A 22,189-nucleotide genomic window follows, 5' to 3' on the forward strand; every position below is an offset into this window, starting at 1 on the left:
CCCGACTCCACCCCCATGTCCGATTACCTGCTGTTCGCGACCGAGCGCTACGCCTTGCCGATCCTGCGGCCGCTGGCCGATGCGCTGCATGCGGCCGGGCACACCGCCCACGCCTGGTTCGCCGATGGCGCCGCGGCTTCGACGCTGCCGGCGCCGGTGCGCATGCTCGCGCCCGGGCGCGAAGGCCTGCGCGCCGCGGTCGCGCTGAAGCCGCGCGCGGTGTTCAGTGCCGCGAACTGGGTGCCGCCGTTCGTCGCCGGCGCCAAGGTGCAATTGTTCCACGGCTTCAACGTCGAGAAACGCGAAGACGCGCGCGGCCATTTCCGCGTGCGCGGCCTGTTCGACCTGTATTGCACGCAAGGCCCGGCGACGACGGCGCCGTTCCGCGCCCTGGCCGCGCAGGCCGGGCATTTCGCCGTGGTCGAGACCGGCTGGCCCAAGCTCGATCCCTTGTTCGGCGACGACGACGGCGGCGCGGCGAAATGGCGCCGCCTCGCCGGCCGCCGCCAGACCGTGTTGTTCGCCTCGACCTTCACCGAACGCCTCAGCGCCGCGCCGCACCTGCTGGAGGCGATCGCCGCGCAGATCGCCACGGGCGAGCGCTATTGGCTGTTGACCCTGCATCCCAAGTGCGCGCCGGAGCTGTTCGAGCGTTATCGCGCGCTGGCCGGCGCGAACGCGACCTTCGTCGAGACCGAGGACCTGATCTCGGCGCAACGCGCGGCCGACGTGCTGGTCGCCGACACGACCTCGGTGGTGTCGGAGTTCGTCGTCCAGCGCAAGCCGGTGGTGACCTTCCGCAACCGCGCGCCGAAGCCGCACATGATCGATTTCGACGATCCGGCGGCGCTGGCGGCGAAACTCGAGCAGGCGTTCGCGCCGAGCCCGGAGTTGCAGGCGGCGATCGACGCCTATGCCGATGCGATCCATCCCTATCGCGACGGGCGCTCCTCGCAGCGCGTGATCGCCGCGACCGAGGACCTGCTCGCCGGCCGTCTCGGCCGTCTGCAGCGCAAGCCGTGGTCGTCGCTGCTGCGCGGCCTGCAGATCCGCCGCGAACTGGGTTACTGGGGGCGCGGCGCCTGAGCGCTGCGCCTCACCAGCGCAGCGGGCGTTGCGAAAGGATCGCCGCGAGCCGGGCGTAAATTTGCCGGGCCTCGTCTTCGGGCAGGAAGCGGATCCGCAGCGGCGGCGCCAGGGCGCCGGCGCCGGCGGTGTCGAGCCACAGGGTCGCGGTGCCGCAGCTGCGGTCCAGCGGCGAACGGGTGAGCTGCAAGGCCTGCAGCTTGTCGAGTTCGGCGAAGCGCCAGGAACGCCGCCACCAGCCTTCGCGCACCGCGATCAAGACCTCGCCGAACGCGTAGCCGATGCGTCGGGTGCGCCGCTGCGCCTTGAACGCCGCCCACGGCAGCCACAGCAAGGCGAGTGCGCTCCAGGCGCCGACCTGCCAATACAGCGAGAACACCGCGAGCAAGGTCCACGGCACGTCGGGCAGAAACAGCCGCCACCACGCCGCATCCGGCAGGGCGCGCCACTCCAGGCGATCCCAGTCGGCGCGCGGCAGCAAGCGTTCGATCAAGGCATCGCAAGCCTGCGGCGTCGCGATCGGCGCGAGCTCCTTCAGCGAACGGCCGTCTTCGTTGGCTTCGGCGCCGACCGTGTCCACGCTCAGGCCACGGCGCTTGAGCAAGCGGTGCATCAGGCCTTCCTCGAGCGTCCAGGCCTGGATGCGCCGGCGCGGCACGGTGGTGCGCCAGCGCCCGAGCAGGCCGCGTTCGGCGGTCAGGCGGCGGCCGTGTTCGCTGAGTTCGAAGCCGTAGTAGCGCAGCAGCGCCAGCACGATCGACAGCAGCTTGAGCAGGCCGGCGATCAGCGCGATCAGGGCCATCGCGATCAGGGCCACGCCGATCGCGTCGAGGTGGTAGGCCTCGACATGGCCGGACAGCCAGTGCGTCGCCTGGCTGCCGATGCGTCCGGGAACGCGCGCGTTGAAATCCGGGGTGTACTGCGACAGGCCGGCCAGGGCGGCGCCGATCAGGACCAGGCCGCCGTTGGAGACCAGGCCCAGGCGCAGCACTTCGGCCGGCGGCAGCCGCAGCAGCACGTCGGCGCTGTCCTCTGCCTGGCCTTCGGCGACGGCCGCGCCGCGCCGGCGCACCAGGGCTTCCAGCGCCAGCGCGTCGTCGAGCTTGAGCACGCGCATCTGCGCTTCGGGCTCCTTGCTGCCGGCCGATTCCATGCGCACTTCGGCGACGCCGAACAATCGGTGCAACACGGTCTGGTGCAGGGCCACATTCTGGATCCGCACGAACGGGATCACCCGCAGGCTGCGGTTGAACAGGCCGCTGCGCACCACCACGGCATTGCTGCCGATGCCGTAGCGGTAGGTGAAATAACGCCACAGCGCCACCGCCACCAGCGCGCCGACGCCGATCAGCGGCCACAGCTCGTTGCGGTCGCCGCGACCGAAGAACACCAGCGCGGCCAGCGGCACGATGAACTGCTTGAGCTGCTGGATCAGCACGAACAACCACGACATCGGATGCAGGCGGCGGTCGGCCCGCGTGCTTTCGTCGTCCGGCGATACGGTCGAACCCGGCGCGCTCATCAGGCGTCTTCGTCGTGGTCGAGCTGGCGGCCGAGGCGCTCGCGCAGGCGCTCGGCGTCCTGCGCGTCGAGGTGATCGATCGAGACCGCGTTGTGGCGGGTGCCGGCGGTGTGCACGACCAGGGTCGCCAGGCCGCGCAAGCGTTGCAACGGGCCGTGCTTGAGGTCGAGGTGTTGCACCCGGGTCAGCGGCACCAGGGTTTCGCGTTGCCAGGCGACGCCGCGGCGCACCGCGAAGCCGTGCGCGTCGAGCCGCCACAAGGTATTGCGGTAGCGGCGCAGGCCGATCCAGGTGCCGATGCCGGCGCCGAGCAGGGCGCCGCTGAGGCCACTGGCGATGCCGACCCAGGAGCCGACGGTGAGCACGCCGAGGACCACCCCGGCGATCGCGAACACGACCGCCAGCGACAGGCTGACGTCGATCGTGCACAACAGCACCGCACGCGAGGGCAGTTTCTGCCAGCCGGTCGAGCCGGTATCGGCCGTCGTCGCGGCGACTGCGGGCGGGATCGGGCCCGGCTCGATGGAGGTCGGTTCGGCAGCGGTGGGGTCGGGCGTATCCGTCATCAGGGTTCTTTGGCGTACAGCGGTTCGGTTTCGGTGTAGTCGCGGCCCTGACGATACAGCGCGAGACGGCCCTGCATGCGCTCGCGCGACTTCGGGTCGAGCTCGCCGTCCTTGAGCCGGGCCAGGGCATCGGTCTGGAACGCGATCGCCTGGGCGAAGTCGCCGTTGGCGGCGAGCGCGGCGGCGACGGTGTCGAGTTCGGCGGCGCGCAGTTGCTCGCGCCGGGCGATCATGTGCTGGCTCAGGGCCAACGATTGCTTGGCGTCGCGCTGGCCGGCGATCGGGCAGGTGGCCAGGATCCAGACCCGGTCGTTGCGTGCCTGCGCCATGCCGGCGTCTTCGGCCTTGCGCAGCCATTCGATGGCTTGGCTGCAGTCGCTGGTCAGGCCAGCGGCGCCGGCACGGATGAAATCGGCGTAGCCCATCATCGCCTGCGGGTTGCCGCTTTCGGCGCTGCGGCGCAGATGCGGCAGGGCGCGGCGCAGGGTCTGCGGGCTCAGCGACAGGCGGTCGTTGGTCGACAGCAGGATGTTCGCTACCGCCAACGCCGATTCGGCATGGCCGCTGTCGCTGGCGCGTTCGAGCACCGCCAGGGCGGCGTCGCGGTCGGCGGCAATGCGGCGCGACTCCAGCCCGGTGTAGAGCAGGCGTCCGTACAAGTACTGCGCCAGCGCTTCGCCGGCATCGGCCTTGCGCTTGATCGCGGCGATCTGGGTGTCGACGTGGGCCTGGTAATCCGGCCAACGCTCGTTGAGGCGATTACGCTGCGCGGCGTCGTCGCGCGGCGCCAGTTCCAGCGCGCTGAGGTTCGACGGCGCCTGGCCGTCGCCGAGGAAATCGCCGAGCAGGTGCTGCAACAGCGCGGTCTCGCCGCCCGATTGCGCGGCCACCGCGGTCATGAACTTCGACAGCTCTTCGGTCTGGCGTTCCGGACGGGTCTTCCAGCCCCCGCCTTCGCGCACGAATTCGGGGCCGAACACGTAGCGCTCGCCGGTCGGCGGTTGCACTTCGCCGAGCGCGCTATCGGCATCGATCATGGCGACGTGGCTCAGCGACGGAAAGTTGCCGTCGGCGTGGCGCATCACCACGTGGCAAAGCTTGTCCTGCACGCAATGGCGATACGTCGCGTGGCCGTCCCATCCGGCCAGCGCCGGCGCTTCGTACTTCGCGCGCAGGCCGTACACGGTCAGGCGGTCGGCGAGCGGCAGGCGGCGGACTTGTTCGGTCGAAGCGTACAGGGCGACGTCGCGCAGGAAGGCGTAATGCTGCGCGGTCGATTCGGCGATCAGCCCGGCGCTCGCGCCGTCGTCCTTGGCGGCGAGCCGGGTGTAGCGGTTCCAGGCCGCATCGACGGCGTTGACCTCGGCCTGGTCGTCGCCCTGCGAGGCGGCCGTGGCCGGGCCGCACAGCAGGGCAAGCAGCAATAGCGCATAACGCATGAGGCGTCCTTGTCGAGCCGACGGACCGGCGTCCTATCTCGAACGATAGGGGTTGTCGTCGCCATTGCCGGATGGGCGCAGCGTATAGCGTTTGTAGGTCCACTGGTATTGGGCCGGATCGCGGCGCGCAATACGTTCTACCGCCGCGTTGAGGGCGATGCAGGCGCGTTGCGGATCGGGATCGGCGATGCCGTCCGGCGCGGCTTCGATGCGCAAGGCGAAGGCCGGATGATCCGGATGCGTGTCGATGCGTTCGCAGTACGCGAACAACACCGTCGCGCCGGTGCGTTCGGCCAGGCGTCCGAGCAGGGTCATGGTCAGCGCGGGCACGCCGAAGAACGGCGCGAACTCGCCGTCGCCGGCCTTGGGCTGCTGGTCGGGCAGGATGCCGACCACGCCGCCGGCGTTGAGGCGCTTCCACAACTGGCGCACCGCCGAGCCTTCGGCGCGGACCTGGGTCACACGTTCGGCTTCGGTGTCGGCGCGCACCAGGTTGAGGAAGGCCTCGCCGATCGGCGACTCCGGCGGGCGATACAGGATCGCCAGCGGGGTGCGGAAGGCCAGCCACTGGTTCAGCAGCTCCCAGTTGCCGTAATGCGGCGCCGCCACGATCAGGCCGCGTCCGGAAGCGAGCGCGGCGTCGAACAGCTCGGTGCCGTGCTGCTCGCGCAGCAGTCCGAGATTTTCGGCATGGGGCCGGGTCCACAGGCGCAGGGTCTCGACCGCCTGGCGCGAGGTGGTGCGCACGATCGCGCGCTGCCACTGCTCGCGTTCGGCCGGCAGCAGTTCCGGGTAGGCCAGCTCCAGGTTGACCCGGGCGACCCGGCTCTCGCGGGCGTTACGGCGCTGCCACACCGCGGCGATGGCGTCGCCCAGGCGCATCTGCCAGGACCAGGGCAGGCGGCCGAGCGCGCTGGCGAAGACATACAGAAGGCGGGCGACGAATCGGGTCATCGCGCGAGTGTAGCCGCTGGCCTGTGCGCGACCGTGGCGGCCGGACCGTCCGATACGTGCCGGATGCCGCACAGATCGGGCCCGGCACGGCGCCGATGCCGGCACGATGCAGGCTTTACACTCGCGTCCGACTTTCCAGATCGTACGAGCCCGCATGCTGAGTCTGATCCAGCGCGTCACCCAGGCCTCGGTCGTCGTCGACGGCGAAACCGTCGGCGCGATCGGCCCCGGCCTGCTGGCTCTGATCGGGGTTGAACCCGGCGACGGCGAACCCCAGATCGCCCGCATGGCCGAACGCCTGCTCGGGTACCGGGTCTTCGCCGACGAGGCCGGCCGCATGAACCGCGGCCTGGCCGACACCGGCGGCGGCCTGCTGTTGGTCAGCCAGTTCACCCTGGCCGCCGACACCAGCAGCGGCATGCGTCCGGGCTTCAGCACGGCCGCCGCCCCGGGCCTGGCTGAACCGTTATTCAACCGTCTGGTCGAAACCTGCCGGCAACGTCATGCCGGAGGGGTGGAAACCGGCCGCTTCGGCGCCCATATGGTCGTCAACCTGGTCAACGACGGCCCGGTCACCTTTCTCCTCCGGTCCTAAGACCCGGCCTCCCAGGCCGGACCTGATATACTGGAGCGTTCCCTACCCTCAATAGCGCGGTGGCGCAGCCCATGGCCAACGAACGTCAGCCCCCTCCGTCCGATATCAAGCTCCTGATCAGCAAGGGCTTGGAGCAGGGCTATCTGACCTATGCCGAGGTCAACGATCACCTGCCCGACGATCTCGTCGACGCGGAACAGATCGAAGACATCATCGGCATGATCAACGGCATGGGCATCGAGGTGCACGAAGTTGCCCCCGATGCCGAAACGCTGTTGCTCGCCGACGGCAACACCGGTAATCGCGAAGTCGACGACACCGCGGCTGAAGAAGCCGCGGCGGCGTTGACCGCACTCGACGGCGAAGGCGGCCGCACCACCGACCCCGTGCGCATGTACATGCGCGAGATGGGCACGGTCGAGCTGCTTACCCGCGAGGGCGAAATCGCCATCGCCAAGCGCATCGAAGAGGGCCTGAACCAGGTCCAGGCTTCGCTTGCCCTGTTCCCCTCCACGATCCAGCTGATCCTCGAAGACTACGAGCAGCACAAGGCCGGCAAGAAGCGCCTGGCCGAGATCGTGGTCGGCTTCAACGATCACCTCGACGAAGAGCCCGAGCCGCCGGCACCGCCGGTGGTGGTGGCCGACGCCGATGCCGACGCGGACGACGACGAAGAAGTCGAAGCCGCCGGCGACGATGCCGAGACCGAAGAGACCACCTCCGGTCCGGACCCGGTCGAAGTCGCCGCGCGCATGGAGGCCATCGCCGACCTGTACGGCAAGTTCCTCAAGGCCCAGGGCAAGGGCGGCGCCGGCGCCAAGGCAGCGACCAAGCTGCGCGAAGACATCGCCGCCGTGTTCGTCACCCTGAAGCTGCCGCTGGCCCTGACCGACAACCTGATGCGCAACCTGCGCGACGTGGTCGGCTCGATCAAGGACCACGAGCGCAAGATCCTCGACCTGGCCACGCGCATCGCCAAGATGCCGCGCAAGGACTTCATCCGCGCCTGGGAAGGCAACCAGACCAATCTGGAATGGGTCGACGAGCTGCTCAAGCGCAAGCAGAAGTGGTCGTCGGGTCTGCGCGACGTCAAGGACCAGATCATCGTCGAGCAGCAGACCACGATCGAGATCGAGCAGGCCTCGTTCCTGACCCTGGCCGACATCAAGGAAATCAGCCGTGCGATGGCCTATGGCGAAGCCAAGGCGCGCAAGGCCAAGAAGGAGATGGTCGAGGCCAACCTGCGCCTGGTGATCTCCATCGCCAAGAAGTACACCAACCGCGGTCTGCAGTTCCTCGATCTGATCCAGGAAGGCAACATCGGTCTGATGAAGGCGGTCGACAAGTTCGAGTTCCGCCGCGGCTTCAAGTTCTCGACTTACGCCACGTGGTGGATCCGTCAGGCCATCACCCGTTCGATCGCCGATCAGGCGCGCACCATCCGTATCCCGGTGCACATGATCGAAACGATCAACAAGCTCAACCGCATCTCGCGTCAGATGCTCCAGCAGTACGGCCGCGAGGCCACGCCGGAAGAGTTGGCGAAAGAGATGGACATGCCCGAGGACAAGATCCGCAAGGTCATGAAGATCGCCAAGGAACCGATCTCGATGGAGACGCCGATCGGCGACGACGAGGATTCGCACCTCGGCGATTTCATCGAGGACACCAACGTCGAGTCCCCGGTCGAAGCCACCACCAACATCAACCTCTCCGAGACGGTCCGCGACGTGCTCGCCGGCCTGACCCCGAGGGAAGCCAAGGTGCTGCGCATGCGCTTCGGCATCGACATGAATACCGATCACACCCTCGAAGAGGTCGGTAAGCAGTTCGACGTCACCCGCGAGCGTATCCGCCAGATCGAGGCAAAGGCGCTGCGCAAGCTGCGTCACCCGAGCCGTTCGGAACAACTGCGCAGCTTCCTCGACATCGATTGATCGGCGTCGCTTCGGTTGCGTAAGGAAACAGGCCCCGCTCGCGGGGCCTGTTTCGTTTGAGGGGTCGGTTTCTATACGGTGCCTCGCGGCGCGCGGTTTAGCGTGCGGATGACGGCATCAGGTCGTCGTTGCCGATGTCGCGGGCGTTGCGCTGAGGCATGGGGCGCGGAATCCTCTCAGCGCATCACATCTCATCGCACAACAAAGCACTGCGCTGTATCGCGCCATGCCGGGCCGAGCGAATGAGCCGCGTCGCTGAGTGCAGGTTCCGGTGCCGCGCTCAGCCGTAGAAGAACTGCTCGTGCACGATCTTGCCGTCGCGCACCTTGTACACCGCGACCTCGGCCATCGGCATGCGGCCCATGCTCTTGTAGGTCGCGTCGATGCTCATGGCCAGGCTGAACCAGTCGCCGCCGACGGCTGGGTCGCTGCACCAGCTGTCGTGGATCTCGATCACATCGGCCATGAAGTCGCGGCCTTTCTGGCGGATCGCCGCCAGGCCTTCGACGTTGCCGAGCGGGCCGCCCTGATTGCCGGGCGCCTCGATGCTGACGGCGTCGTCGGCATAGAGCTCGTCCTGGATCTGTTCGTGTTTGCCTGCGCGGCACAGCTCGACATAGCGGTTGGCGATTTGCTGGGTGTCCATGGCGGGCGATCCTTGGGGGTGGAGGTTCAGGATAGGGCCGGGTTCGCCCGCTAGTGGCGGGGAGCGACGCGATTGCAGGCCCTCTCCCGACGAGCGGGAGATGAATGCGTCGTGCCGGCCGGCGTTGGCCTGTTGCGATTCGCATCGGGCCTACAGAAAACGACGCAACCAAGGATAGGAGCGGCGCAAGCCGCGACCGCGATCTTTCGGTTGCGGCGTAACCATCGGTTCGCGGTCGCGACTCGCGTCGCTCCTACTCAGAGGCAGGGTGCCGGTGCTCTGCATCTGCAGCCGCCGTTGCCGTAAGAATCTTGTAGTTGCTGTGCGCCGCCTCGCGCTAGCGAAGGCAATAGAAGACCCAAAGGGCGGCGCGCAGGGATGCGCGCCGTTTTTCATCGGGACAGGGATGTCCCGTATGTAGATCCCTGTGGAGCCATCGCTCGTGCCGGCCTTTGACTCAAAGAGAAGCATTTTTCTTTGGTTACCTTTCTTTTGTTGCTTATGACAAAAGAAAGTAACCCGACGCTTCAGCGGCGGAAGCTCTTAGCGTTTGATCCCGATCCCGATCCCGATCCCGATCCCGATCCCGATCTTGCTTGAGCGATACGCCGCGAAACCGAAGCAGCGCGGTCGCGACTCGCGTCGCTCCTACCCCGAAGCAAAGGCCACGTCGCAACGCAAACGGGGCGCAATGCGCCCCGTTTCGATCCCGCGATAACGCCGCGCGGTCAACCCTGACGCAGCAACCGCATCACTTCGTAGCACGCGCCCATGGTGTGGTAATCGGTCTTGCCGGCTGGGCTCTTCTCGTCGCTGTACTTGCGGTTCTCGCGATCGAGGATGCGGTACCAGGCGCCGTAGCGGTGATCGACCATGTGCTGCCAGGCGTAAGCCCACAGCTTGTCGTACCACTGCCAGTACAGGTCGTCGCCGGTGCGCGCCGCGAGCAGCGCCGCGGTCGCCAGCGATTCGGCCTGGACCCAGAAATACTTGTCGTCGTCGCAGACCGAACCGTCCGGGGCGAAGCCGTAGAACAGGCCACCGTGCTCGCTGTCCCACGAACGCGCCACCGCGAGGTCGAACAGATGCCGCGCGGTCGGCAGCAGCCACGCCGGCGCCTCGCCGCTCGGCGACAGATGACGGTCGAGGATCAGCAGCAGCTTGGCCCACTCGGTCTGGTGGCCGGGCTGGAAACCCCAGGGGCGGAACAGGTGCTTGGGGTCGTCGCGGTGGTAATCCCAGTCGATGTTCCAGTCGCGGTCGTAATGCTCCCACACCAGGCCTTCGGACTTCGCCGCCTGGCGCTGGGTCATGTTCTGCGCCAAGGTCAGCGCGCGGTCGAGGTAACGGCGCTGGCCGCTCGCCTCGTAGGCCGCCAGCATCGCCTCGCACATGTGCATGTTGGCGTTCTGGCCGCGGTAGTCGCTGAAGTTCCAGTCGGCGTCGGCTTCGTCGCGGTACAGGCCGTGCTGCGCCTCCCAGAAGCGCGCTTCCAGCAGCTCCCAGGTTTCGTCCATCCAGGCCGCGGCTTCGTCGATGCCGGCCTTGAGTGCGGTCGAATAAGCGAGCAGCACGAAGGCGCCGCCGTAGCAGTGGTTCATCCGGTCTTCGGGCTGGCCGTCGCGGATCGTCCAGGCATAGCCGCCGGTCTGCGCATTGCGATGCTTCTCGCGCAGATAACGCAGGCCGTGACGCGCGAGCTCGCGATAGTCCTCGCGCTCGAACTCGATCGCGGCCATCGCGTAGTTGAAGACGAAGCGCGTGCTGCTGACCAGATGCCGGTGCGAGGCGTCGTAGACCGAGCCGTCGTCGCGGAAATAGTGGAAGAAGCCGCCGTCCGGGTCGCGCGCGACCGGGTCGTAGAACGCCATCGTGTCGGCGATGTGCGCGCGCAAGGTCTCGGCCTTGCGGAAATCGGGAAGCGGGTGCAGCGGAAGATTCATGACTGTTCCTGCATCAGGCGTTCGACATCGGCCGCGCTCGGCATCGCCGCGAAGGCGCCGTGTCGGGTGGTGGCGAGGGCGCCGGCGGCCGCGGCATAGCGCAGCGCGTCGATGAAGTCGGCTTCGCGTTCGAGGAAATCGGTGAAGCCGGCGGCGTTCACGCCCAGGGTCGACAGCCGGTGCAGCAAACCGCCGACGAAGGCGTCGCCGGCGCCGGTGGTGTCGGAGGGGGCGACCCGGAAAGTCGGCACTTCGCCCTGGCGCGTGCGCGTGTGCCAGCGGATCGGCGTGGCGCCGTCGGTGATCAGCACGCAGGTGGCGTAACCGTGCCACAAGCGTTGCAATGCGGCTTCTTCGCCGCCGAGGTGGCGGGCCAGGAATTCGAACTCGCTGCCGCACAGTTTGATCAGGTCGGCTTCGAGCAGCGCCGCCAGCAGGCGCGGCGCCGGGTCGAAGCCGGCCGGCCACAGCGACGGCCGCAGGTTCATGTCCATGCTGACCAAGGCGCCGGCCATGCGCGCGCGGCGCATCCCGGCCAGCGTGGTCGCAGCGATCGATTCCTCGGTCAGGCTGTTGGAGCAGACGTGGAACACGCCGGCCTCGGCGAAGCTGTCGCCGCTGAAGTCCGAGTCGCGGAACAGCAAGTCGGCGGCAGGCGGCCGGTAGAAGCTGAAGCTGCGTTCGCCGTCGCCGTCGAGCGAGACGAAAGCCAGCGCGGTCTTGGCCTCGGCGGTGCGCAGCAGGTGGCGGGTGTCGACGCCGTAGTCCTGCAACTGCGCGGCGATGAAGTCGCCGAACATGTCTTCGCCCAGCATGCCGACGAAGCGCGCGTTGCCGCCCAGCCGCGCCGCGGCCACGGCGACGTTGGCCGGCGCGCCGCCGGCGTATTCGACGAAGTGACGCGGCTCGCCGGCGACCGACGAGGGACGCGCGAGAAAATCGATCAGGGCCTCACCAAAGCAGACGATTGCGCCGTTGCGCGGTTCTGCGGATAGCACAACGGACATCAATGCATCACTCCCGAAGCCTGGGCGGTGACGTGCTGGCCCTGGCCGGCAAGCACGCGCGAACCGCGCCAGCCGTACCAGACGATGAAGGCGTAGCACACCACCGGAATTACGAACGAAGGTTGGATACCGATCCGGTCGGACAACACGCCCTGCAACCACGGAATGACCGCGCCGCCGACGATGCCCATGATCAGCAGGCTCGAAGCCTTGCTGGTCATCGGCCCGAGGCGCTCGATGGCGATGGTGAAGATGGTCGGGAACATGATCGAGTTGAACAGGCCGATCGACAGCACCGCCCACATCGCGACCGAACCCTTCGTGCTCATGGTCAGCGCCAGCAGCGCGATCGCGGCGACCGCGAACAGCGCCAGCAGGCGGCGCGCATCGAAGCGGCGCAGCAAGGCCGCGCCGATGAAGCGGCCGACCATCGCGCCGCCCCAGTAATAGGCGAGGTATTCGCTGGCCTGGGCGTGGTCGATGTTGCCGATTTCCGGTGCCGAGATGTAGTTGATCAGGAAGCTGCCGATCGAGACCTCGGCGCCGACGTAGACGAAGATCGCGACCACCCCAAAGAACAGATGCCGCTGGCCCAACACTTCGGCGAAGCTGTGGTGCACAGGGTCGGCGCTCTCGGTGGCTTCGGCCAGCGAGGGGATGCGCATCTGGTACACGAACACCGCGAGCAGCAGCAGACAGCCGGCGATGATCATGTACGGCATCTGCACCGAAGCCGCTTCATGCGCGCGATACGCGGCTTGTTCGGCGACCGACATCGCCGCGAGTTCGGCCGTGCCGAGCACCGCGGTCGACAGGATCAGCGGGCCGATCACGTACGGGAACAAGGTGGTACCGAGCGAATTCAGCGCTTGCGCGAGATTGAGGCGGCTCGGCGCGCCGGCCGGGTCGCCGAGCAGGCTGATGTAGGGGTTCGCCGAGACCTGCAGCAGGGTGATGCCGCTGGCGAGCACGAACAACGCACCCAGGAACAAGGGATACGAGGGTATGCGCGCGGCCGGGAAGAACAGCGCCGCGCCGGCCGCCGCCACGATCAATCCGATCACGATGCTGTTCTTGTAGCCGACCTTCGCCACCACCTTGCTCGCCGGCAGCGACATCAGGAAGTAGGCGCCGAAGAAAGTCGACTGGATCAGCATCGACTGCGCGTAGTTCATCTGGAACACGGCTTTCAGATGCGGGATCAGCACATCGTTGAGGCTGGTCAGGCCGCCCCAGGTGAAGAAGATCGTGGTCACCACCGCGAGTGCGGCGGTGTAGGACATGTCGCGACGGGTCATGCGGACTCTCCGGGCGGCGGAACGAGCACCTCGCTGCTGCTGCGTGCCTGCAGCCGGACGGGGGCGACGGTATGGGCGGGCGGCATGTCGGGATCGCGCAGGCGCTTGAGGATCAGCTCCGCGGCCTGGCGGCCGCGTGCGCGCGGGTCGACCGCGATCGTGGTCAGGGTGGGCGAGGCGACCGAGGCTTCGGGAATATCGTCGAAGCCGATGACGGCGAAATCGCCGCCCGGGCGGCGCCCGCGTGCGACCAGGCCGGCCATCAGGCCGAGCGCGACCGCGTCGTTGTAGCAGACCGCCGCGGTCGGCGCCGGATCGCGCACGAACAGCGCACCGGTCTGCTGCGCCGCTTCCAGACGCGTCGGCGCGCATTCCACCAGCCACTGCGGCTCGGGATCGACGCCGGCCTCGGCCAAGGCTTCGCGATAGCCCTGGCGGCGTTGCCGGCACGAGCTCGAATCGCGATGGCCGCCGAAGAAGGCGATGCGGCGGTGGCCGCGTTCGAGCAGATGGCGCGTCGCCAGGCGCGCGCCGTGGGTGTTGTCGAGGGCGAGGAAATCCCAGTCGGTGGAATCCAGCTCGCGGTTGAACACCAGCACCGGCGTGCGTTCGCCGACCTGGGCGCGCACGCGCGCGCCGTCGCTGCCTTCGGCGGGCGACAGGATGATGCCGGCCGGGTCGTGCTCCATCAGCGAAGTCAGCACCGCCTGCTGGCGTTCGACCGATTCGTTGGTGCTGCCGAGCAGGGTGACGAAGCCGGCCGTGGCCAGCCATTCGTCGACGCCCGCGGCGAATTCGGCGAAGAAGGGGTTGGACAGGTCGTTGATGACCAGGGCCACGCCGGTCGAGACCTTGCGCCGCAGATTAGCCGCGCCGCGGTGGTAGACGTAGCCTTGGCGCTTGAGTTCGGCCTCGACCCGGGCGCGGGTGTCGGCATGGACCAGCGGGCTGCCGCGCAGGACCAGCGAGACCGTCGCACGCGACAGACCGCAGGCACGGGCGATGTCGGCCAGGGTGACCCGGCCGCGGGGAGCGGGCGCGTCGTTCATCGTTGACACCTCACAAGGGGTGGTCGGTCGGCAATCATGGCGTTCGGCGGCTTTTGGATCGTTCTAAATGCCGTCATCCTGCGGCCTCAGGCCCGTCCCTGCATTCTGCATTGCAGCATGAAGGGGCCTAGGTCGCGTGTTAGCTTGCCCGCATTTAGAACGATCTAAAAGTGGCCGCCGGGATTTTTGCCGGTCCGGCCGTGTCCGGGCCCCTGTGCCCTATAGACGGAGTGCCCCGGATGACCCGGCCGACCCAGCCTCTCACCTCCCGCCGCGCCTGTCCCACCCTGCGCTGGCTGGCCGCCGCCGCCCTGGCCGCTTGCGCCCTCGGCGCGAGTGCAGGTCCTGCTGATGAAGCCGGCCGCCGGGCCTACGAATCGGTCGACCCTTTCATCGGCACCGGCGGCGAGGGCCACACCTTTCCCGGCGCGGTGGTGCCGTTCGGCATGATCCAGCTCAGCCCCGACACCGAGATCCAGCCGCGCAAGCAGGCCTACGGCTGGGCCGCCGGCTATCGCTACAGCGACAGCAGCATCGTCGGCTTCTCCCACACTCACTTCTCCGGCACCGGCCATTCCGACCTCGGCGACGTGCTGCTGATGCCGATCGCCGGCGAGGTCAAGCTCGAACGCGGTGACTCGAAAGTGGCGCGCAGCGGCTACCGCTCGCGCTTCCGTCACGACGACGAAGTCGCGCAGCCCGGCTATTACGCGGTCACCCTCGACGACTACAAGATCCGCGCCGAACTCACCGCCACCGAGCGCGTCGGCGTGCATCGCTACCGCTTTCCGAAAGGGCAGCCCGCGCACGTGCTGGTCGACCTGCGCACCAGCCTGTACGACTACCCGGGCAAGATCCTGTGGTCGCGACTGCGCCTGCGCGCCGACGGTACCGTCACCGGCTACCGCGAAACCCGCGGCTGGGCGCCGGGCCGTCAGCTGTATTTCGCGATGCGCTTTTCGCGCGCCGTCAGCGGCCACGGCTTCCACGACACCGAGGCCGACGTCGCCTACAAAGGCTTCCCGCCGCCGGGCGAAAAAGACTCGACGAAACGCGCGCAGATCGAAGGCCGCCAGGTGGTCGGCAGCCTCGATTTCGCCGACGCCGACGGCAAAGACCTGGTCGTCAAAGTATCGATTTCGCCGGTCAGCGAAGACAGCGCCATCGCCAACCTCGACGCCGAAGTGCCCGGCTGGGATTTCGACGGCGTGCGCGCGCAGGCGCGCGCGATCTGGACTGAAGCGCTGTCGGCGATCGAGACCGACGCGCCCGAGCCGATGCGCAAGAGTTTCTACACCGCGCTGTATCACACGCTGATGGGGCCGAGTCTGTTCATGGACAGCGATGGCCGTTATCGCGGCCCCGACAATGCCGTGCACCAGGCCAAGGGTTTCCGCTACCACTCGACGTTCTCGCTGTGGGACACCTACCGCGCGCTGCATCCGCTGCTGACCCTGGTGCAACCCGAGCGACGCAACAACGACTTCGTCAATTCGCTGCTCGCCTCGCGCCGCCACAGCCCCTACGGCATCCTGCCGGTCTGGTCCTTCCACGGCCAGGAAACCTGGTGCATGGTCGGCTACCACGCCGTGCCGGTGATCGCCGACGCCTACATGAAAGGCATCCGCGGTTACGACACCGGCGAAGCGCTCGACGCGATGGTCGCCAGCGCCAGCTACGGCCCCTACGACGGCATCGCCCAATACATGGAGCTCGGCTACGTGCCGATCGACGAAGAAGGCGAGGCCGCCTCGAAGACCCTCGAATACGCCTTCGACGACTGGACCATCGCGCGCATGGCCGGCGACATGGGCCGCCAGGACATCGCGGCGAAGTTCGAAAAACGCGCCGGCAACTGGAAGCACGCGTTCGACCCGAACAGCGGCTTCATGCGCGCACGCAAGCGCGACGGCGCCTTCCGCGAACCCTTCGACCCCACCGCCAGCGGCTACGGCACCGACTACACCGAGGGCAACGCCTGGCAGTACTCCTGGTATGTGCCGCAGGACGTCGCCGGCCTGATCGACGCCCACGGCGGCGACGCCAAGCTCGTCGCCAAACTCGACCAGGTCTTCGACGCCAAGGTCGACCCGAAAGTGTTCGAACACATGGAAGACATCACCGGCCTGATCGGCTGGTATGCCCACGGCAACGAACCCAGCCACCACGTCGCCTACCTGTACGGCTACGCCGGCCAACCCTGGCGCACCCAGGAGCGCCTCAAGCAGATCATGGCCAGCCAATACGCCCCGCGCCCCGACGGCCTGGCCGGCAACGACGACCTCGGCCAGATGTCGGCCTGGTACGTCTTCACCGCGCTCGGCTTCTACCCGGTGGCCCCGGCCAGCAACGAATACGCCATCGGCCGCCCCTTCCTGCCCAAGGCCACCCTCAAGCTGCCCAACGGCAAACGCTTCACCGTCGTCGCCGACGGCCTGGACGACGCCCACACCTACATCGGCGCCGCCACCCTCAACGGCCAACCGCTGGACCGCAGCTTCCTGCGCCACGAAGAGATCATGGCCGGCGGGGAACTGAGGTTTACCATGCAGGGGGCGCCGAATAAGGCTTGGGCCAGCGATCCGGAGCAGCGGCCGTATTCGATGAGTGCGAAGCGCTGAGGGGGGCGGTCGTCGCCTATCTCTGTCCCTGCACCGATGAGCGCTGTTTGGTAAGGCGCTTCGACTGGTGAGGTGCCTCGATTGCGCCTCGATACGGTCCATCGATTGGCAGGAATCGATGAGGCAGGCCACACCGCTGCAGCGCGCCGTCTCTGCGTCGAGGGCCATGGGCCCCCCGTGCGACGGCGCTGGCACATAACCGCGCCGCTTACGCCTGCCCCGCCCAACCATTAGAATCCCTGCTCGCGCGGGCCTATAGCTCAACGGTTAGAGCAGAGGACTCATAATCCTTTGGTTCCAGGTTCGAATCCTGGTGGGCCCACCATAAAACAAGGGGTTTCGTGATACCCCGCCGCAAGCCTCTGGAATTGCCTCTGGAAATGAGGTCACTTTGCAGAAGGTTTCACGAGCGGCCGGCTCTTATCATAGACCGTCATCATCGCTTCGCTGAGGCCTGCCGCGTCTTGCTTCGCCGCCTTCGTTCCGGGTGTGTCGGTCACGCCCTTGCGCTTGAGGTCGTGCGGGGCTGAACCGCTCGTCCTCGGCGATCTTCCCGAGCTCGATCGCCAGTTTGATAAAGCGCTGCCACAGCGTGTCGAGCCCCGACTTGTCCAGCGGCCGACCATCGCGGGCTCTGGCGCAGCCGGCACGGATTTCACGTGCGTGGCCAATCCAAAGCAGGTGATTCCAATCGAGCTCCCGCTCGGTGCAAGTCAAACTTTCAACTACCAGGCAGTTTCGTCGACCAGCACCGGTCTATACGCCGACGCCCTCGGCTACACATTCGAGCTCTGACCATGTACGCAGTGACCACAAACGGCTACCGCTCGATCGCTCCAGGAGACGTGCTTCAGTCCGGCGAGCGCGTGTTTGCTGAAGTCCCTCTGGAGACGCTCCGCGCCATCGAGATCGCCGAGAAGCGGCTCCTTCGAAACGACATCCTTCGCGGGTGCGACTGGACGCAGGCACCGGACTCGCCATTGGCGCTGATCGACAAGCAGGCCTGGGCGACGTACCGAGCCGCGCTCCGGGCGCTGCCGCAGCAGCCGGGCTTCCCGGACGTCGAATGGCCGAGGCCGCCGAATCTGGCCGACGGCACGGCGGACCAGCCTGACCCCAGCAGTAGGACTTCTCCGACCAGGGCATAGGCAAGCGCCGACGCCGTCGACGAGGATGTAGCGGCAATCTAGCCTCGCTGGCGGCGCGGACCTTTGGTAAGTCCCACCGCGGGATAGGGATGTCCGGGACGGCACCCCGCCAGCGTTCAGCTACGTGGTGCCGAGGCGAGCTTGGCCCGTGCCATGCGTATCGGGCGCTCCCGGATGACCGCCCGTCGGGACGGGACGACGGACCTGTTCAGGCGGGGTCGCGGGTATTGCGATCCAGCAATGGAACAATCCCTCGTGGCTACGCAACAAATACTTCACTAGCGGTTGCGTTGCTACGTTGTAGGGTGTAGGCATGACCTGAGAAGGCCCCCACCGCCCCCCCTAAATCCCTTCGTCGGGACATGGCCGGTAGCACAGTTGACTTTCGTGTACTTATGTTATCGTGCCGGCCGCTGGTACAGCAGTTGCTAGCTGAAAGCTGAACAAAACGGCAAAAATCTGACTTTGAGTACCATTTTTGGGGAGAGGATCCCCATATGTCGAGCACAGGGAAGCGCTCACCATCCGTTTTGGCCGCGCCGATCGTAAGCCGACGCATTGTCGGCTATAGCTGTGTCTACGATCTGCAATCCAAGGGGGTGGTTAATGGCAGACATGCCAGAAGCAGGGCAGCAAAGCGTGAATGAAGCTCTTGAGCTGATCACGAAGATTTGGTGGGAGGTTGTGACCACAGCTAGCAAGCTGCTTGAAGCCGATGGGAAGTTCGGGTTTCACATGATTGAGGGTAACCTCAACCCAAAGCTTGAAGATATAGCGCGTGGTTTAGGTTTTTTGGAGCACATCCTGAACGCTATGGCCGACAGCCCTTATCTCGGACATGACGAAAGAAGGATGGCACTGAATAGCAAACAGTGCATCTTGATCATTCGGCTTCTAGCAGACGCTTTGAAGGCGAAAGACCAAGAGGAATATGACAAGGCCATCAGGCTCTTGGACTTGCAAGCGAAAATTTGAACTTAGGAGTGACCGTATGAACGCCGCCGCCTTGAATTTTGACCTGTATGCGCTCGCCTCTCCGAAGTCGATGCAGGATCTTATTGCTCTGGCTCATGAGGCGTTGTTCGAGATCAAGCGTATCAACGGCTATCTCGATGGAATGTTTGCCGAGCTCGACTGCCCGGTGGACGCGTGACAGGGGAATAAATTTCAAAGAAGGCCCGCTTCGGCGGGCTTTCTTTTCATAAGAGATACCCCACAGGGACCCCCGCCAGCACTGAATGATTCACTGGCCGCGACGACCGGGCGCACCCTGTGAGAAGGCCGGGGACAAAATGCGGCTCATGGTCACAGAACTGCCGCCCCCGGGTTCCCGGGAACTCACTCCCCACGATCTAGCGTCCTTGCCGGCGCTGCCGGCTGGCTTTGAGTGGGCGCGGCCCAACCTCGGCAATAACATCTCCACTATCGACTACGTGGAAATCCGGGTCGCGGGCCAGATGGTGGCGTCAATTGTCCCCCTCGCAACCCGGCGAGGGTTGGCTGGCTCAGATCGGCTGCCATCGGGAGTCAAGGGAAGGCCGGCATCACATCTGGACAAGGTCCTTCGGACGGGGTGTCGACTACGTGGGCGGCTGGGTCCGGCGGTACGGCCCAGCCATTGCCCTTGAGGCTACAGCCCAAGACGAAGCCCTCCTCGGCCGCCATACGCGCCGAGACCTTGCGGGCGGACGCGCAGAGGCTTCCTGACTGGGCCGGGGGCCCGTACCGGCCCTGCGGCGGTGTCCGCATTCGTTGAATTAGCGCCGCCCACAGCAAAAACCCCGCCGGGGCGGGGTTTGAATCGGCTTGCTTATTGGTTCAGCTAGAAGACGAGTTCGCCCTGCTCGGCAATCTTCACTCGAAGGCCGTGGAAGAGGGCAGGTATTTGCAGCCTGTTCTTCCAGTCCCGGGTTACGAAAACTGTTAGAACGTCGCCCTTGGAATCGCTGCCCGCCATCACGTTCACATGCTCTGACGGAGCATGCAGCGATTCGCGCAGTTGCTCAGCAATGTGTCGTGTTTTTGGCTTCATATGTTGTGTCCGCTAACCAGGGTCATTCCTAGGCGTGCCAGGATCGGCTGCAGCGGTAGCACGAGGGAGTAACCGCCGCCCTTTGCGGAGCTGCTCTGCATGCCGCCGAAGACTATACCAACTGCATGTCGAGCCCCATGTGAATCCATGTGCGTCACCAGCGACCCAGAATCGCCACCCTCTGAGAATCTGGTCGCCAAGCCCTCAATTAAGTAGACAGGGGCCAGGTGCACAGGGCCTTTGAAGTCGTAGACCGCCGCGTGGTAGGGCATGCTCAAGCTTCCGGCCATAACTCCGACGACAGTGCCAACTGTATGCCCAGTGGTTCTCCCTACCTTAGACACGCTCATCCCGTCTGCAATCGGCAGAACGGAGGCAGGGGTGTCGTAGAAATTTTGCTGTGACGAGGACATCGCCCCCATGTTCGCCACTTCGAAGAACGCCACATCGCAGTTGTCCTTCCATGGCACGGTATCAGGTGACCCAGGTATCAGCGGCAGGCCGCCGGCATAATAGCCAATCGTGAAAGGAGCGATGTTTTGCGCGCAGACATCAACAATGCCTGGGGCAACAATAGGTGTGCGCAAGGCGGCATGATTACATCCGGAAACTACGTGTCCATTGGATAGTCCGTAGAACCTTTGCCCATTGCTAAGCAGCGCGCCTAACGTCCCAGCTTCCCTATAGTTTCCAACGGATATCGAGCTGCCGCATGTGTAGTAGTTGATGTTGTTCAATTGCTTCAGTGCATATGGCGCTCCGGCAAATGTTGTAGGGGCATCCGGACCGATTGGTGTCGTGACACCCTGCTTGTAGATCACAGCGACATCATCGACGAGTGATGGGAGCTTCTGCAGTAGCTTTTTAGTTTTCGGAGCTGCTTTCTTCAGATACACGAAGATCTGATGTCCGGAAGCGTCAGACGCAACCGCTTGCACAAGGCGGTCACGAAGGATCTCTTTGGCTTCAGCGCTGACTGCGGCAAGAGGGTGCGGCGGAGGCGGAGGGGGGACAGGCTGCGGCGGAGCGTCGAGATTCGAAAGCCCCTCGGAGTAAGCCCAATGCAGAAATAGCTGTGCGGCATAACTTGGCTGCATAACATCCCCTGTTTGGCTGCGATCGTCGCAGCCGTCCCCTTGCCTACGTAAATTGTGCCCCGGTCAGGCCATGACTCTGCAAGCTTCCGCAGGCGCAGCTCTCAAACCGCCTTCATCCCCAGCACCGAGACGACTTTTCCGGTGGTCAGCGGCCTACCTGTCGTGGCTCCGATCCGGAGATTACCTGTGTTAATAGGGGTTGTGCAGGAGAGCGCCTTTTCGCCGGCACAGCCGCGATTCTCAGGCCGTGCGAATCAGCGCCTCTAAGCTCAGTCCCATGACTGTCGCAGACAAGATCCCGTGGCAAGAACTTGCCCTCACCGCCCAGGAGTGCGGCGAGTTGTGGGGCATCTCGCCGGAGCACTTCCTGGCGACGATTGCCTGTAAGCCAACATTCCCGGTTCGTACTACACGGAAGCCGGCGACATGGAAGGCTGGAGAGGTCATCGAGTGGCGAGATAGCAATAGGAGCGGCCACCGGCAGCGGAGGATGCGTCGCATCACCTTAAAGCTCAAGGATGAGGGGGCGGCAGATGGCCAGTGAGTCCCTTCTGACACGCAAGCAGGTGGAAGCGCGGATAGGCTTCAAGCACTCGACGCTGTACAAGTGGATCGCTGCCGGCGAATTTTCCCGATCGCGTCGCGATCCGCTCACCGGATCTGTTCGTTGGCTGGAGTCGGAAATTCAAGCCTGGATAGAGGCCTGGATTACCAGGTCTGAAAACGGAGGGCGAGCGGTTGGCGGTCGTGCCAATAGATTGATGAGTAAAGGTGGAGGGCCATGCCGTGAACCGATCCATCGAACCCGAATCACCCGGTCCGAGCCGCCGGACGCCGTCTGAGCGTCCCGAGGGGCTCTGGAAAACTCCGAACCGGACTGTTACGTAGCAATGGTTCCACGGCCCGCCCTCTGGAAATGAAAACGGCCGAAAGCCTTGGTATATAAGGCTTGCGGCACGGACTCATAATCCTTTGGCTCCGAGTGCGAATCCTGGTGGGCCCACCACTTCGCTCGGAAGTGGCCTTTATCTCCCCCTCCGTAGGTCGAGAAAACCCTTATTTCACGGGTTCCAGCGTAAGCCGTGGTTTCGGAGAATCGGCGAAAAACGTGACCTGGCGAAAAAATCGCCACCCGGTCCTCTGGCTCCACATCGGCTTCTTACGCTGCACGCTCCTGGCCCATAAGGCGCAGGAAATCTCAGGTGGCGATAAATGCCGAAAACCGACTTGACGGCCCCGACGAACATCG

19 protein-coding genes and 1 tRNA gene are annotated in these 22,189 nt (G+C 65.7%); 9 read left to right on the forward strand and 11 right to left on the reverse strand.

Annotation, left to right across the window (positions count from 1 at the left end; translation table 11 throughout):
• Nucleotides 1–15 precede the first annotated feature (15 nt).
• On the forward strand, nt 16–1,086 hold the full coding sequence (locus ACTJJK_RS12150) for a CDP-glycerol glycerophosphotransferase family protein (protein ID WP_440730342.1): 1,071 nt from the start codon (nt 16–18) through the stop codon (nt 1,084–1,086).
• Nucleotides 1,087–1,096: 10 nt separating this feature from the next.
• Here ACTJJK_RS12150 and ACTJJK_RS12155 read toward each other — a convergent pair whose 3' ends face one another.
• From ACTJJK_RS12155 to ACTJJK_RS12170, 4 genes are read right to left on the reverse strand one after another with little or no spacing between them, the layout of a single operon-like run.
• Nucleotides 1,097–2,608 (reverse strand): PH domain-containing protein, encoded by a 1,512-nt coding sequence (locus ACTJJK_RS12155; RefSeq protein WP_440730307.1) that lies wholly within the window; start codon nt 2,606–2,608, stop codon nt 1,097–1,099.
• The gene (locus ACTJJK_RS12160) at nt 2,608–3,174 is read right to left on the reverse strand and encodes a PH domain-containing protein (protein WP_440730308.1); all 567 of its coding nucleotides are present in this window, start codon (nt 3,172–3,174) and stop codon (nt 2,608–2,610) included. Before ACTJJK_RS12160 ends, ACTJJK_RS12155 begins: the two co-directional genes overlap by 1 nt.
• Nucleotides 3,174–4,613, reverse strand: coding sequence for a tetratricopeptide repeat protein (locus ACTJJK_RS12165; RefSeq protein WP_440730309.1), 1,440 nt, complete (start codon nt 4,611–4,613; stop codon nt 3,174–3,176). The genes ACTJJK_RS12160 and ACTJJK_RS12165 overlap by 1 nt, the downstream gene beginning before the upstream one ends.
• 33 nt (nt 4,614–4,646) lie before the next feature.
• Nucleotides 4,647–5,567 (reverse strand): lauroyl acyltransferase, encoded by a 921-nt coding sequence (locus ACTJJK_RS12170; RefSeq protein ID WP_440730310.1) that lies wholly within the window; start codon nt 5,565–5,567, stop codon nt 4,647–4,649.
• 154 nt (nt 5,568–5,721) lie between these two features.
• Here ACTJJK_RS12170 and dtd point away from each other — a divergent pair, with 154 nt between their 5' ends.
• Nucleotides 5,722–6,162: a D-aminoacyl-tRNA deacylase gene (dtd, locus tag ACTJJK_RS12175; RefSeq protein ID WP_440730311.1), complete on the forward strand. Its 441-nt coding sequence runs from the start codon at nt 5,722–5,724 to the stop codon at nt 6,160–6,162.
• 71 nt (nt 6,163–6,233) lie between these two features.
• Complete coding sequence (gene rpoD, locus ACTJJK_RS12180; protein ID WP_031372147.1) at nt 6,234–8,099, forward strand: RNA polymerase sigma factor RpoD; 1,866 nt, start codon at nt 6,234–6,236, stop codon at nt 8,097–8,099.
• Between the two features lie 280 nt (nt 8,100–8,379).
• Here the strand turns inward: rpoD and ACTJJK_RS12185 are convergent, their stop codons facing one another.
• The 5 genes from ACTJJK_RS12185 to ACTJJK_RS12205 all read right to left on the reverse strand — a co-directional run bounded on the left by ACTJJK_RS12185 (nt 8,380) and on the right by ACTJJK_RS12205 (nt 14,042).
• Complete coding sequence (locus ACTJJK_RS12185; protein ID WP_031372148.1) at nt 8,380–8,745, reverse strand: nuclear transport factor 2 family protein; 366 nt, start codon at nt 8,743–8,745, stop codon at nt 8,380–8,382.
• Nucleotides 8,746–9,473: 728 nt separating this feature from the next.
• Nucleotides 9,474–10,688 (reverse strand): AGE family epimerase/isomerase, encoded by a 1,215-nt coding sequence (locus ACTJJK_RS12190; RefSeq protein ID WP_440730312.1) that lies wholly within the window; start codon nt 10,686–10,688, stop codon nt 9,474–9,476.
• Nucleotides 10,685–11,695, reverse strand: coding sequence for a carbohydrate kinase family protein (locus ACTJJK_RS12195; RefSeq protein WP_440730313.1), 1,011 nt, complete (start codon nt 11,693–11,695; stop codon nt 10,685–10,687). The genes ACTJJK_RS12190 and ACTJJK_RS12195 overlap by 4 nt, the downstream gene beginning before the upstream one ends.
• Nucleotides 11,695–12,993, reverse strand: coding sequence for an L-fucose:H+ symporter permease (gene fucP / locus ACTJJK_RS12200; protein WP_031372151.1), 1,299 nt, complete (start codon nt 12,991–12,993; stop codon nt 11,695–11,697). The genes ACTJJK_RS12195 and fucP overlap by 1 nt, the downstream gene beginning before the upstream one ends.
• On the reverse strand, nt 12,990–14,042 hold the full coding sequence (locus tag ACTJJK_RS12205) for a LacI family DNA-binding transcriptional regulator (RefSeq protein ID WP_031372152.1): 1,053 nt from the start codon (nt 14,040–14,042) through the stop codon (nt 12,990–12,992). The genes fucP and ACTJJK_RS12205 overlap by 4 nt, the downstream gene beginning before the upstream one ends.
• A 239-nt stretch (nt 14,043–14,281) precedes the next feature.
• Between ACTJJK_RS12205 and ACTJJK_RS12210 the strand changes: the two genes are divergently transcribed.
• From ACTJJK_RS12210 to ACTJJK_RS12230, 5 genes are all read left to right on the forward strand, one after another.
• Nucleotides 14,282–16,663: a GH92 family glycosyl hydrolase gene (locus tag ACTJJK_RS12210; protein WP_440730314.1), complete on the forward strand. Its 2,382-nt coding sequence runs from the start codon at nt 14,282–14,284 to the stop codon at nt 16,661–16,663.
• A gap of 249 nt (nt 16,664–16,912) precedes the next feature.
• Nucleotides 16,913–16,988: transfer RNA gene (locus tag ACTJJK_RS12215), tRNA-Ile, on the forward strand.
• A 472-nt stretch (nt 16,989–17,460) separates the two neighbouring features.
• Nucleotides 17,461–17,811 carry a tail fiber assembly protein gene (locus tag ACTJJK_RS12220; protein WP_440730315.1) on the forward strand — a complete coding sequence of 117 codons (351 nt, stop codon included), beginning with the start codon at nt 17,461–17,463 and terminating at the stop codon, nt 17,809–17,811.
• 606 nt (nt 17,812–18,417) lie between these two features.
• Nucleotides 18,418–18,786, forward strand: a complete 369-nt coding sequence (locus ACTJJK_RS12225; RefSeq protein ID WP_440730316.1) for a hypothetical protein — start codon at nt 18,418–18,420, stop codon at nt 18,784–18,786.
• Nucleotides 18,787–18,802: 16 nt separating this feature from the next.
• On the forward strand, nt 18,803–18,964 hold the full coding sequence (locus ACTJJK_RS12230; protein WP_440730317.1) for a hypothetical protein: 162 nt from the start codon (nt 18,803–18,805) through the stop codon (nt 18,962–18,964).
• A 669-nt stretch (nt 18,965–19,633) separates the two neighbouring features.
• On the opposite strand, the gene ACTJJK_RS12235 is transcribed toward ACTJJK_RS12230, so the two are convergent.
• Nucleotides 19,634–19,843: a hypothetical protein gene (locus tag ACTJJK_RS12235; RefSeq protein WP_440730318.1), complete on the reverse strand. Its 210-nt coding sequence runs from the start codon at nt 19,841–19,843 to the stop codon at nt 19,634–19,636.
• Complete coding sequence (locus ACTJJK_RS12240; protein WP_440730319.1) at nt 19,840–20,739, reverse strand: hypothetical protein; 900 nt, start codon at nt 20,737–20,739, stop codon at nt 19,840–19,842. Before ACTJJK_RS12240 ends, ACTJJK_RS12235 begins: the two co-directional genes overlap by 4 nt.
• A gap of 734 nt (nt 20,740–21,473) precedes the next feature.
• On the opposite strand from ACTJJK_RS12240, the gene ACTJJK_RS12245 reads away from it, so the two are divergent.
• Entirely contained in the window at nt 21,474–21,782 is a 309-nt protein-coding gene (locus tag ACTJJK_RS12245) for a helix-turn-helix transcriptional regulator (protein WP_440730320.1), read from the forward strand.
• Nucleotides 21,783–22,189: the final 407 nt, after the last annotated feature.

Origin of the sequence: Lysobacter sp. 22409, assembly GCF_052045105.1 — a bacterium.
Classification (GTDB): domain Bacteria; phylum Pseudomonadota; class Gammaproteobacteria; order Xanthomonadales; family Xanthomonadaceae; genus Lysobacter; species Lysobacter antibioticus_B.